This is a genomic window from Methylobacterium sp. Ger2507 (assembly GCF_055231875.1).
Map to the genome: position 1 here is coordinate 2,682,232 of NZ_JBUYVC010000001.1, position 14,520 is coordinate 2,696,751.

At 67.7% G+C, this 14,520-nt stretch carries 10 protein-coding genes and 1 pseudogene; 4 read left to right on the forward strand and 7 right to left on the reverse strand.

Annotated features, from left to right (window positions below; all coding sequences use genetic code 11):
- The first annotated feature begins 484 nt into the window (after positions 1–484).
- Positions 485–3,727, forward strand: a complete 3,243-nt coding sequence (locus ACV7NL_RS12425) for a DEAD/DEAH box helicase (RefSeq protein ID WP_463355836.1) — start codon at positions 485–487, stop codon at positions 3,725–3,727.
- A gap of 283 nt (positions 3,728–4,010) precedes the next feature.
- A pseudogene (locus ACV7NL_RS12430) lies at positions 4,011–5,097 on the forward strand (IS256 family transposase).
- Positions 5,098–5,700: 603 nt separating this feature from the next.
- Here ACV7NL_RS12430 and ACV7NL_RS12435 read toward each other — a convergent pair.
- Positions 5,701–6,312: an FMN-dependent NADH-azoreductase gene (locus ACV7NL_RS12435; RefSeq protein WP_463355837.1), complete on the reverse strand. Its 612-nt coding sequence runs from the start codon at positions 6,310–6,312 to the stop codon at positions 5,701–5,703.
- Between the two features lie 76 nt (positions 6,313–6,388).
- Between ACV7NL_RS12435 and ACV7NL_RS12440 the strand changes: the two genes are divergently transcribed.
- Positions 6,389–6,784: a winged helix-turn-helix transcriptional regulator gene (locus ACV7NL_RS12440; protein WP_463355838.1), complete on the forward strand. Its 396-nt coding sequence runs from the start codon at positions 6,389–6,391 to the stop codon at positions 6,782–6,784.
- Positions 6,785–6,797: 13 nt separating this feature from the next.
- Here the strand turns inward: ACV7NL_RS12440 and ACV7NL_RS12445 are convergent, their stop codons facing one another.
- From ACV7NL_RS12445 to ACV7NL_RS12460, 4 genes are all read right to left on the reverse strand, one after another.
- Positions 6,798–7,925 carry a spore photoproduct lyase family protein gene (locus ACV7NL_RS12445; RefSeq protein WP_463357115.1) on the reverse strand — a complete coding sequence of 376 codons (1,128 nt, stop codon included), beginning with the start codon at positions 7,923–7,925 and terminating at the stop codon, positions 6,798–6,800.
- Between the two features lie 125 nt (positions 7,926–8,050).
- Complete coding sequence (gene rsmD, locus ACV7NL_RS12450; protein ID WP_463355839.1) at positions 8,051–8,608, reverse strand: 16S rRNA (guanine(966)-N(2))-methyltransferase RsmD; 558 nt, start codon at positions 8,606–8,608, stop codon at positions 8,051–8,053.
- Positions 8,605–10,629, reverse strand: a complete 2,025-nt coding sequence (locus tag ACV7NL_RS12455; RefSeq protein ID WP_463357116.1) for a pseudouridine synthase — start codon at positions 10,627–10,629, stop codon at positions 8,605–8,607. Before ACV7NL_RS12455 ends, rsmD begins: the two co-directional genes overlap by 4 nt.
- Positions 10,630–11,755: 1,126 nt before the next feature.
- Positions 11,756–11,959, reverse strand: coding sequence for a CsbD family protein (locus ACV7NL_RS12460; protein ID WP_056180530.1), 204 nt, complete (start codon positions 11,957–11,959; stop codon positions 11,756–11,758).
- A 156-nt stretch (positions 11,960–12,115) separates the two neighbouring features.
- On the opposite strand from ACV7NL_RS12460, the gene ACV7NL_RS12465 reads away from it, so the two are divergent.
- Positions 12,116–12,604 carry a nucleoside deaminase gene (locus ACV7NL_RS12465; protein ID WP_463355840.1) on the forward strand — a complete coding sequence of 163 codons (489 nt, stop codon included), beginning with the start codon at positions 12,116–12,118 and terminating at the stop codon, positions 12,602–12,604.
- 4 nt (positions 12,605–12,608) lie between these two features.
- On the opposite strand, the gene ACV7NL_RS12470 is transcribed toward ACV7NL_RS12465, so the two are convergent.
- Complete coding sequence (locus ACV7NL_RS12470) at positions 12,609–12,917, reverse strand: hypothetical protein (RefSeq protein WP_463355841.1); 309 nt, start codon at positions 12,915–12,917, stop codon at positions 12,609–12,611.
- A gap of 96 nt (positions 12,918–13,013) precedes the next feature.
- The gene (locus tag ACV7NL_RS12475; RefSeq protein ID WP_056479863.1) at positions 13,014–14,501 is read right to left on the reverse strand and encodes an MFS transporter; all 1,488 of its coding nucleotides are present in this window, start codon (positions 14,499–14,501) and stop codon (positions 13,014–13,016) included.
- Positions 14,502–14,520: the final 19 nt, after the last annotated feature.

Below are 14,520 nucleotides of genomic sequence, written 5' to 3' on the forward strand. Positions count from 1 at the left end.
ATCGGGCATCGGGCGCTGGTCGTCCAATGTAGGATGAAGGTCGGCGACCATGTTTGAGAGCGGCTAACGCTTGCGGCGTCTCTAGGCAGGTGGCCGTGGCATCGCAGCCTGTGCTGGACACCGGTCTGATCGCCACCGAAAATGCCATGGCGGATTCACGGCTGGAACGATGACAACACCCTACATTCAGTCTAGCGTCGTCGACCTTGAAAGGTTGTTCGCATCATCCCGTGACGACCGTCAGGTTCTTCAATCGCTCCTTGAAGAACTGGAGCAGAGGTCGACGGAGAGGGCCGGCAAGCTGCGAGCCAAAGTCGCGGCGTTGTTGGATGCGTCATCGCCCGCCACTGGACCGCAGCCCAGTGACGGCACCCGCGAGCGCAGACCGAGACAAGCCCGCATCGACCAGCCAACGCCAGCGGTGAGTGAGGTCAACGGTCCTGCAGCGGGGACTTCGCAGCATGCCGAGGAGTTCCCCCCCTGGGTGAGCCGAGGCCCGCGCAAGCCTCCCCCGCCGGTGCGCGACCGCCCAGAGGACATCCTCTCGGCCTGGACGGCGTTGGAAGTGCTCTCGCCGATGACCTACCGCAAACCGGCCGACATGGCGGACGGCGACCAGCGACGCATCGCCGATCTTACCGCGGCCATGCCCTGGCAACCTCCAGGCGAGAAGGCAAAACCCCAGAAGCAATTGTTCTATCAGGTGGTTCTTGGCGCGATCCGCATGGACGAGGCCACGAACGCCCTGCTGTCCGTCTTCGTCGACAAGAACCAGGACCGTCGCGGCGCCGCCGGCCTCGCGGCGATTGCAACCGTTACACTCGACAAGTCCGGCGTTCCCGTCGCGGAAGGCGAGGCGACGGCCATCTCCAGCTTCGCCTGGGGCTTGCCCCTCGCCCTGCGCCGAGATCTCGTCGGCCTCGGGCGCTGGCCTGATGCGGAGACACGGCTGAACGAAGGGCTTGACCGCCACATCCGGCGCGTTGGAGACGACGGAAAGCCGCTTCCCCTCGACGGGCGTACGATAAGGTTCGCGTTCGACTGGCTCATCGCGGAGGTGGGCCTCCATCGCAGTTTGGTCGAGCCGCCGTCCTTCGCCATGCGGGTCTACCACTACTGGAAGTCACAGGACCCACCGGAAGCCCCCCTGCTCGGCAGCTTCTACTTGGAGGATCTAGCGGATGCCCGCCGACAGGTTTTGGGGGGTAAGGCCAGCAACAATCTTCGCCGCTACCTCGGCAGCGATAAGCCGAAGGCGCGCAACGACGTCCTCGGCGACGACACCGTCATCGCCGCCGCGGTAGCACCGCTACGCTTCCCGCCTGGCAGATGGCCGGCGGCCGGTCGGCACCCGCTGGTTCTGCTACAGCAGGGCGCCGTGAACCTCGTCATGTCCGACATGGAAGGCGTCGACCTCTTCCCCGTGAACGGTCGGCCCGGCACCGGTAAGACCACGCTTCTGCGCGATCTGGTGGCGTCGCTCGTGGTGCGCCGCGCCGAGGCAATGTGCGCCTTCGATGATCCCGAGAAAGCGTTTCCTGCATCCGGGTATAGGCCGAAGGTCGGCAATGCCACCGTCCCGGTCCACAGGGTCGCCCCCAGCCTGCGCGGCTTCGAGATGCTGGTCGCTTCGTCGAACAACAAGGCCGTCGAGAATGTCAGCCGCGAGCTGCCGGCTCTCAAGGCCATCGCCGAGGACGCCACCGGCCTGCGCTACTTCAAGACGGTCGCCGACAACGTCTCGGGCGACGTCGAGGCCTGGGGCCTGATCGCCGCCGTGCTCGGCAACGCCTCGAACCGCTTCACTTTCCGGGAGGCGATGTGGATTGATCCCGACAAGGGCCTGCGCGCCTACCTCGCCGAGGTCGCCGGGAGCCCGCAATGGGTCGAGGAGCCTGACCCGGCCAAACCGGGTGCGATGCGCAGGCGGCGCCCCGTCGTAGTCGACCGAGAGAACCCGCCGAGGAACCGCTCGGAGGCGATCCGGCGCTGGCGCGAGGCTCGCACCGCCTTCATGGAGGAGGTCGAGCGGATACGAACTTTCCTGGCAGATATCGAGGCTGCCTGGAAGGTTGTCGGTACGCTTCCGCGCCTGAGGAGCGCGGTGGACGATGCCGGACGCGCCGCAGCAGATGCGGACACGGGCGCCATTACGGCCGAACGGGAGCATCGTAGAGCGACCGATGCGGTTTCCGCCGCAGCGCAGGCCCGGAACCGCGCGCACCATGCGAAGATGGGGCATGCCCTGCGTCGACCGAGTTTCTTGACACGCCTGTTCCGGACTACCGCCGCCAGGGACTGGGCGATCAGCGACGCGCAACTCGCCGAGGTCCTCGACCGGGCTGATCGTGAGAAGCGCCAAACCTTCGGAGAAGCGGATCGTACCCGGCACCGGCTTCGCGAAGCCGAGGCTTCCAAAGCTACGACCGGGGAAGCGCATCGTACCGCTATCGCCACCCGTGATGCCGCTGAGGCTCGCGTTGCCATCATGCGGACCCGTTGTGGCATCCGTACCGTCGACGCCGCCTTTTTCTCCAGGGACCGGAACACCGTCCAGCAGGCGGCGCCGTGGCTGGACATGGAGGCACACTGCCAGCGTGACCGCGTGTTCGAACTATCTCTGGCGCTCCACAAAGCCTTCATCGATGCGGCCGCGGAGCCCATTCGCAACAACCTGGAAAACCTGTTCAAGGCGCTCATAGGCCGCAATGCATGGCAGCCGAAGACCAAGCCGCACATGCCCGACCTCTGGGCGACGCTGTTCCTCGTGGTCCCGGTGGTGTCCACGACTTTTGCCTCGGTCACCCGCATGCTCGGCTACCTGCCGCCCGAGACGCTGGGCTGGCTCCTCGTAGACGAAGCGGGTCAGGCCGTGCCCCAGGCCGCCATCGGCGCGATCACGCGGTGTCGACGCGCCGTGGTGGTCGGCGACCCACTTCAAATCGAGCCCGTGACTGCCCTGCCCACCGAGCTCGCCGAGACCATCTGCGCCGATTTCGGAATAGAGCCTGAGCGCTGGAACGCACCTAAGGCGTCGGTGCAGGCTGTCGCTGATGCCTCAGCCGCCTACGTCGCCGAGTTCCGGCAGACCGTGGGCTCGGTGCGGGTCGGCTTTCCCCTGCTCGTCCACCGTCGCTGTGCCGAGCCGATGTTCACCCTATCGAATGACATCGCCTATCAGGGGCTCATGGTCCACGCGACGCCGGGCCGGACCTCCGCCATCCGGGGTGTCCTGGGTAAGTCGCACTGGGTCGACGTTACCGGTGGCCGGACCGAGGATAAGTGGTCGGAGTCCGAGGGCGACGCGGTCGTCGATATGCTACGCCGCCTGTCCTCAGGAGGGGTGCCGGACCTTGACCTCTACGTGATCAGCCCGTTCCTCATCGTCGCGCAACGACTACGCGAACGCATCATGGCATCCGGGGTGCTCTCACGTTGGACGACGGACCCCTACCGCTGGACACGCGAGCGCGTCGGGACCGTACACACCGTCCAGGGTCGCGAGGCGGATAGCGTGATCCTCGTCCTCGGTGCACCGATGCCGACGCAGCGCGGAGCGCGCGGATGGGCCGGCGGCATGCCGAACATCCTCAACGTCGCCACAACCCGCGCCCAGGAAAACCTCTACGTGGTCGGGGCCCGCTCGGCCTGGGCCGAAGCCGGCGTTTTCGGTCGTCTCGCCGACCGTTGGTCGGCCGCCAGTGATATCCGCGAGCCGGCTGAGTGATCCTCGGCCGTTAGCCTACTCGACTTTCAGCCGCTTGGCTGCCGATGGGCAGAGCATCTTGAACTGCTCAAGTAGGTGTGGAGCATCAACAGGTTGTCCTCGGATAATCCGAGTCGGCTGATGGGTGTCTGGCGATTGATGCCCATGTGGGGGCGATGCCAGTTGTAGCGGAAGAGGAAGGCTTGGTCGTGTCCCAGGCGGTGGTGTAGCTGAGGGGTGGTCATCGGCGGTTGCCGGGTAGGGTCGGGTTGCGACGACCAACCCCGCACCCGAGAGATCCCCGATGACCGACGCGATGATGACCCTGCGCGGCCTCATGGAGAAGGGTGCCGATGCGGATTTGCTGCGCGAGATGATCGGCTTTGCGGGCGAGCGCCTGATGGAGCTGGAGGTGGGCGGCCTGACCGGGGCGGCCCACGGCGAGAAGAGCGCCGAACGTCTGGTCCAGCGCAACGGCTATCGCGACCGGGACTGGCAGACGCGCGCCGGCACGGTCGAACTGCGCATCCCGAAGCTGCGCAAGGGTTCGTACTTCCCCGGCTTCCTGGAGCCGCGCCGGATGGCCGAGAAAGCGCTCACCGCCGTGATCCAGGAAGCCTACATCCAAGGCATCTCGACCCGCTCGGTCGATGACCTGGTCCAGGCCATGGGCGGCACGGGCGTGTCGAAGAGCCAGGTCTCGCGCCTGTGCCAGGAGATCGACGAGCGCGTGGGTGCGTTCCTCGACCGGCCCATCGCGCGAGGTCCTCGGCATGGATGTCGGTCCATCGGAGGCCGAGACGCATCGGACGGCGTTCCTTCTGAAGCTCGCCCGGCGCGGCCTGCGCGGGGTCAAGCTCGTCATCTCGGACGCCCACGAGGGCATCAAGGCCTCCGTCGCCAAGGTGATGAACGCGACCTGGCAGCGGTGCCGGGTCCACTTCATGAGGAACGTGCTCGCCCACGCCGGCCGCTCGGGCCGCCGCGTCGTCTCGGCCTTCATCGCCACCACCTTCGCTCAGGATGACGCGGAGGCGGCCCGTCCGCAATGGCGGCGGATCGCCGATCAGCTCCGGCCGAAGGTGCCTAAGCTCGCGGCCCTGATGGACACGGCCGAGCCCGACGTGCTCGCCTACATGGGCTTCCCGGCCGCTCACCGGATCAAGCTGCATTCCACGAACCCGCTGGAGCGTCTGAATGGTGAGATCAAACGCCGGACCGAGGTCGTGGGCATCTTCCCCAACGAGGCCGCCATCACGCGTCTCATCGGCGCGATCCTGCTCGAACAGAATGACGAGTGGGCCGTCAAGCGGTCACGCTACATGACGCTGGAAAGCATCACCCCGATCGGCGACAATGCCCTCGTCAGCCTGCCCACCCTGGCAGCCTGATTCTCCCGGCCCAAGCCGGTGATCGCGGTGGCCCTCTTCGAGCTACACCACGCCCAGGGACACGACCACCTCCCGCTGTCAGGTCCGCTGCGGTGTAAGCTAGGAATGATCTATCCGACCCGCCTTGGTACTCCTGTGGTCTGAGACAGCGAGGATGCCTGGCTTGTGTCCGCGGCTAATTCTCTCAGCCAGACAGCGCCCGAAGCACCTGCTGGCGTTTGCCATGCCGGCCTGAAGCAAGGTCCGCTGCCCCGGGGCGTTCCAAAACCGATGGAAATCATCCGAAGCCCAATACACGTATGGTCGCAGGCCGGAAACCGCTTCGCTGTTATCCGGTCTCCAGACTGCGACGTGCTTCAGCCTAATCCGGTGACCCGTCGAGAAACCGCTTCGGCCTTATCCGGGACGAATGCACGCATAAGGCCGAATGCCAGCCGATCGAAAATGCTCAGCAGAACTGATTTTGAGCGGCTTCACTGTTAAGTAGGAAAAGCGCGTTTCGAACCGCTGTTATTCTGGAATGCGTTTCGACGTTATCAGGGACTAAGAGCGGATATTTGCTTCGCTCTTAGTCCCTGATATTAGTCGCGCGGTCTGTGCCCCTCAGGCCGCCGGCAGGTTGGCGGCGGCCTTCAGAGCTTCGGCGAGCGCCTTCTCGCGGTCCTCCGGACCGAACGCGATGCCCTCGGCCACAATGATTTCCGGCTTGGTAACGCCGATGAAGCCAAGGACGGCGCGGAGATAGGTTTCGGCGTGCTCCGCCACCGCATTCGGGGTGCCGGACCCGTAGAGGCCGCCCCGCGCCACGGCGACGATGACCCGCTTCTCGGGTACGAGACCGACAGCGCCGGTCTCCGTGTATTTGAAGGTCCGGCCCGCCACGAGGATGCGGTCGACCCAGGCCTTGAGCTGTGAGGAAATCGTGAAATTGTAGAGCGGTGCGCCGATCACCACGATGTCGGCAGCGAGGAATTCCTCAAGCACCTCGCGCCCCAAGGCGACGTCGTTCTGAATGTCGGGGGTGTTGCTCGCGTTCGGCTGCTGGCCGGCTAGGTAAGCACCCGACAGGTGCGGAATCGGGGTCGCCGCCACGTCGCGATAGGTGACGTCGAGATCCGGCGCCCCAGCCTTCAAGTGCGAAACGATCGCGGCCGAGACGGTGCGGCTGACGGAGTGATCCCCCAGGATGCTGCCGTCGACGTGCAGAAGCTTCATGTTCAATCCCCGGTATCAGAAGTGTACCAAGGCGCTATAGAGGACCAGACCCGCGCGAGCGCAAGGAGGCACATTCGTGAAACCCGGGCACATCGAGGATACCGCGACAGCACGCGATCACCCCCCCGACGACTGTCGAATCGTCGGGACCGTGCTGGCACGCATTGGTGACAAGTGGAGCATCCTCGTGGTGATGACGCTGGCGGATGGACCGCGGCGCTTCAACGAGTTGAAGCGAACGATCGGCGGTATCTCGCAGCGGATGCTGACCTTTACTCTGCGAGGCCTGGAGCGGGACGGACTGGTATCGCGAACAGTACATCCGACGATCCCGCCGCGCGTGGATTACGAACTGACCGCGTTGGGTCGCTCGTTGCAGGCCCCCGTTCAGGCCCTGGGAGCCTGGGCCTTCGCCAATCTGCCGGCAATCCAGGATGCGCGGACGCGCTTCGACGGCGAGCAGACCTCGTGACCGCCCCGCTCCGTCAGGTCCAGTACAGCACCCGCGCACGTGGCAGTTCGCGTGCAACGGCAGCCGTGATCGTCTCGCGCATCTGTCGCATCAGGTCACGCGGGTAGACGTATTTCAGTGAACCGAACTTGGTCATCTTCCGGGTGCGTTCGTCCTCTCGCATCGGAAGATCGGAACCCGGATACCAACCCTGCAAAACGTCTTTCGAACCGGGAGTGAACCGATGCGTGATCAGCTCGACGGTCAGATCGACGTCGGGCAATCCGGCGAGGGCATCGGCAACGTCCCGCAGAAGCGCGGCATAGGCGTCCGGCCAGTTCGGCACGGGGAGGATCGGCGCGATCGTGAGCCCGACCGGGTAGCCGGCGCGCGCCACCGCCGCGAGAGCGCCGAGACGCTCATCGAGGCTGGCGGTGCCGCCCTCGTAGCGGGCTGCCGCGCGGGCATTGACCGAGAAGCGGATCCGGGTGCGTCCGCGATGCGGCAGGTCCAGCAACGGCGCCACGGCCGCGAATTTGGTGGTGAAGCGTAGTTGTACCGGCGCGTCCCACGCACCGAAGTACTCAATCGCAGCGGAGAGTGATCCCGTCAGGTGTTCGATGCCAAGAGGGTCGGTATAGCACGAGGCCTCGAAAGTCGTTCCCTCCTGCGCGCGCTCTTCCTGGGCTGACGTTATCCCGCCTTGGCCGAGATAAGCTGGGAGGTTGCCGAGGATCGCGTCGAGATTGGCGTAGGCCCGGGTCACCGGCGGACCCGAGAGCGAACCCGCGAGGTAGCAATACTGGCAATGCGCCGGGCAGCCTTCCGCGAGGTCGAAGCGCCAGTCGGCGCTCGGCGGGATCGGCTGAAGTTTCAGCTTGGTGGGTGGGGCAACGACGATCGCGAGGGTCGCCTTGGCCTCGCGATAGGCGATGCGCGGATCCGGATTACGTAGGCCCGTCAATCGGTTGGCATTCAGATGCTCGACCGGCAGCCCGAGCGCGGCGGCGCGTTCCACCATGGCACGGCCATGGGCGTGCTCGAGGGCGGCGGGGGTCACAAGGACGCGGCGCGGCCGCCAGAGGCGGGTCGGGCGCGGCGCGATAGGAGATGCGGACGGAGCCCATTCCGCGGCGTCGGCTCGGGGTTCGGCGAGGACCATGCGGGGTGAACGCATCGGCCGCCTCGGGGGTCCGAACTGCGCAAAAGTGCCGCCGGTATACACCGAGGGTCACGTCGAGGTCGCGCTGGTATACGACGCAGAACGCGAAACATCGCAGTCGCGTCTCAGCCGGCATAGCGCGCGTAGGCAACGGCCGTGTCGCCGTAGACCCGGCGCTCCAACTCGGTGAAGCCGGGTGGCAGGGCGACATGCACGCTGGCCGCCTCCTCGACCACCGCGAGGGCGCCGGGCGCGAGCCAGCCGCCGGCCGCTGCGCTGGCCAGGGCCGACGGGGCGAGATCGCGCTGGTAGGGGGGATCGCAGAACACGAGGGTGAAGGTGCCGCTGGTGCCGACCGGGCCGAGCCGGGTGGCGTCCCGCCGGAACAGGCGGGTCGACCCCTCCGCCCCGAAGGCCTCGATGTTCTCGCGAATCAGAGCCCGGGCCTCGGCACCCTCGTCGACCAGGAGCGCGTAGGCGGCGCCGCGCGACAGGGCCTCGAAACTCAGCGCGCCGGTGCCGGCGAACAGGTCGAGGACCCGGGCTCCGGCGACGGCATCGTCATACGCGTGGGCGAGGACGTTGAAGATCGCCTCGCGCAGACGATCCGAGGTCGGACGAATCGCGTCGGTCTTCGGCGTGGCGAGGCGGCGCCCGCGATGGTCGCCGCCGACGATCCTCACCGGCTCCCACCGCGGGGCGGACGACCACCGCCGCCGGGCCTGCTCCCGCCCGGCTTGCTGCCGCCTGCGCCGCCCCGGCTGAAGCCACCCGGCTTGCCACCGCCGGGCTTGCCGAACCCGCCGGGCTTGCCGAACCCGCCGGGCTTGCCACCGGCCTTGAAGCCACCGCCCGGCTTGCCGGCTCCCTGGAAGCCGCTGCGCTCGCCATCCTGGCGCGCGGAACCGCCCTTGAAGCCGCCGCGATCGCTGCGGTCGGCGCCGGAGCGATCGTTACCCCGAAACCCACTCGGCTTGTCGCTCTGGAAGCCGCGGGGCTTGTCACCCTGGAAGCCGCTGGGCTTGTCGCCTCGAAAACCGCTGGGCTTGTCGCCCCGGAAACCACTCGGCTTATCGTCCCGACGGTCGTCGCGGGCCGGCGCGCCACGGGAGGCCGGGCGGGCGCCGCGGGCGTCGTCGCCTTCGGAGCGGTTCGGATGGGTGCGGAAGGGGCCACGCGGGCGGTCCTCTCCGCCGCGTGGCGGGCCGCGACGCTCGGCGCCGTCCTGAGGCCGGAAATTCCCCCGCGGGCGGTCGTCCTCCCGGCGCGGCGGCCGGCCCTCACCGCCGAAACTGCGGGCGGGACGGTCGCCGGCGGAACGGTCCGAACGGTCTTCGGTCTGCCGGAACGGGCGGGCCTGCGCCTCGGCACGGGGGAAGCGGCCCTCGCGGGGCGCGGCCTCGTCACCCCGGCGTCGTCCGGCGCTGTCGCGGCGGTGCGGCTCGGCAGCGGATTCCTGCGGGCTCGACTTCAGCCGCTCCACGAGGACGCGGCGCTCGCCGGTGCTGATGGCGCCGACACGCTCGCGGCCGCGGACGGCTGCGGCTTCGCGCTCGGCCTTCGGATCGGCACCCCGACGCGGGATCTTCACCCGGCGCGGTGCGTCCTCGGCACGGGCCTCGTCCTCGGCCCGCCAGACCGAGCGGCGCGGACCGGCGCTGTTGCCGCCGGTGGGCACCCGGGCGGGCTTGGCCGGCGCCATCGGGCGATCGCCGCCGCGGGCGCCGCGCGGCGCCCCGTCGTCGCTGCCATAGGAGTCGCGGCGCTGGGCGGCCGAGGCGCTGCGGGCGGGCTGCTTGGCCTGCTGCTTCGGCGAGCCGAAGGGCGCGATCGGCTCCCGCACCGGGCTCTCGAAATCGACGCCGGCCTGCTCCGACAGGGCAGGACCGAGCTGTTCCTTCAGCACCTTGGTGCGAATTTCTTCCGCCAGGCCGGCTTCGAGGTCGCCGAGCTGGAACGGCCCGAACGAGAGCCGGATCAGCCGGTTCACCGCCAGTCCGAGATGCTCGAGGATGCGCTTGACCTCGCGATTCTTGCCCTCGCGCAGGCCGAGGGTGATCCACAGGTTGTCGCCGGACGACCGGTCGAGGGTCGCCTCCACCGGCCCGTAATCCATGCCGTCGATGGTCACGCCCCGGCGCAGCTTGTCCAGCTCGGCCTGGGTGGTGTCGCCGTGGGCGCGCACGCGGTAGCGGCGCAGCCAGCCGGTATCCGGGTGGGCGACGACCTTGGCGAGACCGCCATCGTTGGTCAGGAGCAGAAGCCCCTCGGTGTTGATGTCGAGGCGTCCGATCGCCACTACGCGGGGCAAGTCCTCGGGCAGGTTGTCGAAGACGGTCTGGCGGCCCTCGGGATCGCGCGCCGTGGTCACGAGACCGCGGGGCTTGTGGTAGATCCACAGGCGGGTGCGCTCGCGGGCCGGCAGCGGCTCGCCATCGACGGTGATCCGGTCGTCGGGCGTGACGTTCATCGCCGGCGAGGTCAGCACCCGGCCGTTGAGGGTGACGCGGCCCTGCTCGATCATCGCCTCGGCATCGCGACGCGAAGCGATGCCCGCGCGGGCAATGGCCTTGGCGATGCGGTCGCCCTCGGGCGTCCCGGCGTCGCGGGACGGTCCATCGGCGGAGGCTGCCTCGGGCTTCGCGATCGGCGCCTTCACCAGCGGGGTCTTGCGGCGCAGGGGCGCGTCGCCGCCGCGCGGCATGGCGGCGTGCCGAACCTTGGGCTTTTCCTCGGCCGAAAGCCCGGGAATGCCCGCATCGGTCGCCGGCGCCCAGGCCTCGGCCTTCTCGGTGGATTTCGGTTCCGGGGCTTGCGGCGGGGTCACCGCGTCAGCGGCCTTCGCCTTGGCGCGCTTGGCTGTTTCGGGCTTGGCTGTTTCGGGCTTAGCTGTCTCGGGCTTGGCTGTTTCGGATTTGGCAGTCTCGGGCACGCTCGCCACCGGCTCAGCCGTCTGCGTTTCGGGCTGAGACGGCGCAGCCTTCGGCGCCTTGGATTTGGCGGCTTTGGATTTGGGGGATTCCGGTTTGGCCGCCTCGGAGGCGGGGGCCTCGGATTCGGGCGTCGCCCCCTCGCTCGACGGCGCCGCCTTCAGCTTCCGGGGCTTGGTCGTCGCGGACTCGTTCGCGCCGGGTTCATCCTTCGCCGCCTCCGACTTCGCCGACTTGGCTTTGTCGGACTTGGCTTTGTCGGACTTGACCACTTCGGACTTGGCCTTCTCGGACACTGCTTTGCCGGACACTGCCGTGTCGGATTTGGCCTTCGCCGGTACAGGGGCGACGATCTCAGGCGTCGAGGTATCGGCTGTTGCGTTGCTGGCCTTGGCAGACTTGCCGGCTGCAGCCTTGGTCTTGGAGGCTTTCGCTTCGGATGCGTCGGTCATCGAGGGGCCAGCCTTCGAGGAACCAGCCTTCGAGGAACCAGCCTTGGCATCGAAAACCTTGCCATCAGACGCCTTGCCGCCGGCCCCTTTGGCGTCAGACGCCTTGGCGCTCGAAGACTTCGTCTTCACGGGCTGGCTCGCGGAGGCCGCGGGTGGCGCAGCAACGGGCGGAGTCGCGCCGGTCTCGGGTGCTGCCTTCGTCGAGGCCTTGGCCTTCGAACGGGAAATCTTGGCAGGCGCGTCCTCGGACCCGCCCATCGTCTTATCAGTCTTGTCGGTCATGCCTGCCCCATAACAGAGCGGACGCGTTGTTGCGAGTGATCCCGCGTGCTTGAGCCGCGGGTTCGCGCTAAGACCGGGCCCCACACGCGAAAAGGCGGCTCGCGCCGCCTTTCCTGTACCGCCTGACGGCGCCGCCCGCGTGAGGGGGCGCGCGGTCTGGAGGTGCTTAGAGCTTGCTCTTCACGGTGTCGGCAGCGTTCTTCACGCCGTCCTTGGCATCGCCGACCGTCTTCTGGGCTTCGCCCTTCAGCTCCTGGGCCTTACCCTCAGCCTTCAGCTTGTCGTTGTCGGTGACGTTGCCGATACCCTGCTTGACGTTGCCGACGGCCTCGTTGGCGAGACCCTTGATCTTGTCGGTGGTGCTGCTCATCGTGCGCTCCTCGTCTATCGTTGGCAGCCGAACCATTCAACGATCCAGCCGCATCGGGCTTTCCAACGGCCACGTCACGGCGATGTTCCAAGGCGTAACATTCGCATGGGTTAACGTTGGTTTCCGTGGTTTGCCGAACGCGCTACGCTTTTCCAGATGTCCGAACCGATCCCCGTCGTACCCCCGACCCACCTCGACGCCGACGACCCCTTAAGCCTCGCCTTCGATGCCGCGCGAAAGGCGGCGGCGAAGGGCGAGGTCCCGGTCGGGGCCGTGGTGGTGAAGGACGGGGCGGTGATCGCGGTGGCGCACAATCGGCCGCTGGGCCTGCGCGATCCGACGGCCCATGCGGAGATCCTGGCGATCCGCGCGGCCTGTCTCGCCCTCGGTGACGAGCGCCTCAGCGGATGCGACCTCTACGTGACGCTCGAACCCTGCGCGATGTGCGCGGGGGCGATCTCCTTCGCCCGTATCCGGCGCCTGTATTTCGGGGCCTACGACGCCAAGGGCGGCGCGGTGGAGCACGGACCGCGCTTCTTCGCGCAGCCGACCTGCCATCACAGCCCCGAAATCTATGGCGGCTTCCGCGAGACGGAAGCCGCCGACCTGCTGCGCAGCTTCTTCGCAAACCGCCGCGAGCGCTGAACCCTCAGCTTCCGCCGGCGCCTCCGCCGCCGCCGGTGTTGGCGATCGGCTTCTGGTTCTGCTCGGCATTTCCGGAGGCCGCCGAATTGTTCGAGATGCTCGACGCGCCGGTGGCTCCGGGCGCGATGGTCCCGACCGAACCCGGACCGCCATTGTCGATGCCGCCGGGCTTGACCACCGAGCCGCCCGCGACCCCGGGCGCCGTCAGGCGTGGCGGCCCGGGCTGCTTGATCTCGGCCGGCGCATTGCCCTGGGCGAGGGTGAAAGACGTGCTGGCCAGAACCAGCGCGAGCGTGGTGGGGATGATCCGCATGAGGTCCCTCCGAGCTGAGTGTGACACCATCAGTCTCAGACCAACACAGACCATCCCCGGCGGTTTCAAGCTTTGCCGGCGTCGGATGCGCCGGCGTCAGGCCGCTGCCAAAGGTTTCGAGACGTCCTCCAGGGATTTGCCTTCCGCCGCCGTGCCGAACAGGCCGCCGACGATGGCCGCCACCGCCATCAGGGCCGCGCCAATCAGGTAGCCGATCAGCACGTTGTCGCGCGAGCCGGTCTCCACGAGGGCGCCGAACAGGAGCGGACCGGAGACACCGCCGATGCCGGTGCCGAGCGCGTAGAACACCGCGATGGCGAGCGCCCGGATCTCCAGCGGGAAGGTCTCGGCCACGGTGAGGTAGGCCGCACTCGCCGCTGCCGAAGCGAAGAAGAACACCACCATCCAGGCCGCGGTCTGGCCCACCGGCCCGAACACCTCGATCTTGAACAGGTAGCCGGTGATCGTGAGCAGAACTGCCGAGATGCCGTAGGTGAAGGCGATCATCGGGCGTCGGCCGATCGTGTCGAACAGACGTCCGAGGAGCAGCGGACCGAGGAAGGAGCCCAGCGCGAACGGCAGCAGGTACCAGCCGACATGGTCGCCCGGCACGCCGTAGAACCGTTGCAGCACCAGCGCGTAGGTAAAGAACAGAGCGTTGTAGAAGAACGCCTGCGCCACCATCAGGGCCAGACCCACCAGGGTCTGTTTGCGATGGCCGACCAGCATGGTGCCGAACACCTCCTTGAGGGGGGTGTGGCTTCGGGTCCTCAGCTTCATGCGCTTGCCCTCGTCGATGGGCGGCAGGGTGTGGCCCTCGTCGGTGAAGCGCTTCTCGATGCCGGTGACGACGCGGTCGGCCTCGGCGACGTAGCCGTGAGTGGCGAGCCAGCGCGGGCTTTCCGGAATCCAGGTCCGCAGGAGGAGGATCACCAGGCCGATGCCGCCGCCGACGAAGAAGGCGATGCGCCAGCCCCAGGCCGGGTCGATCATGCCCGGACGCAGCACCACGATGGACAGGAAAGAGCCCATCGCGGCGCCGATCCAGAAGGAGCCGTTGATCACGAGGTCGGTCCAGCCGCGCACGCGGGCCGGGACCAGTTCCTGGATGGTCGAGTTGATGGCGGTGTACTCGCCGCCGATGCCGGCCCCGGTCAGGAAGCGGAACAGGCAGAAGCTGTAGATGTCCCACGACAGCCCCGTCGCGGCGGTCGCCGCGAGGTACAGCGCCAGGGTGATGAAGAAGAGTTTCTTGCGGCCGATGCGGTCGGTGAGCCAGCCGAAGCCCAGCGCGCCAGTGACGGCGCCGACGAGGTAGGAACTGGCCGCGAGCCCGATGTCGAATTCGGTGAAGCTCATGGGCTCGGCCCGCAGCGCCCCCACGAGGGAGCCCGCCAGTGTCACTTCGAGGCCGTCGAGCACCCAGGTGATGCCGAGCGCCACGATGACGAGGACGTGGAAGCGCCCCCAGGGCAGGCGGTCGAGCCGGGCGGAGATGTCGGTGTCGATCACGGTGCCCATCGGGACCCGTTCCGGCGCCGCGCCTTGCGCGCCACCCCGTTCCGCCACGGCTCTGGTTGCCATCGAACCCTCATTAACCTTG

What these genes read in the sequence shown, in the direction of transcription:
- ACV7NL_RS12445 (WP_463357115.1), bottom strand. Translation starts at nt 7,925, where the DNA reads ATGGTCCTCGCCGAACCCCGAGCCGACGCCGCGGAATGGGCTCCGTCC.
- ACV7NL_RS12465 (WP_463355840.1), top strand. Translation starts at nt 12,116, where the DNA reads ATGTCCGAACCGATCCCCGTCGTACCCCCGACCCACCTCGACGCCGAC.
- ACV7NL_RS12475 (WP_056479863.1), bottom strand. Translation starts at nt 14,501, where the DNA reads ATGGCAACCAGAGCCGTGGCGGAACGGGGTGGCGCGCAAGGCGCGGCG.
- ACV7NL_RS12435 (WP_463355837.1), bottom strand. Translation starts at nt 6,312, where the DNA reads ATGAAGCTTCTGCACGTCGACGGCAGCATCCTGGGGGATCACTCCGTC.
- ACV7NL_RS12460 (WP_056180530.1), bottom strand. Translation starts at nt 11,959, where the DNA reads ATGAGCAGCACCACCGACAAGATCAAGGGTCTCGCCAACGAGGCCGTC.
- ACV7NL_RS12470 (WP_463355841.1), bottom strand. Translation starts at nt 12,917, where the DNA reads ATGCGGATCATCCCCACCACGCTCGCGCTGGTTCTGGCCAGCACGTCT.
- ACV7NL_RS12455 (WP_463357116.1), bottom strand. Translation starts at nt 10,629, where the DNA reads ATGCCGCGCGGCGGCGACGCGCCCCTGCGCCGCAAGACCCCGCTGGTG.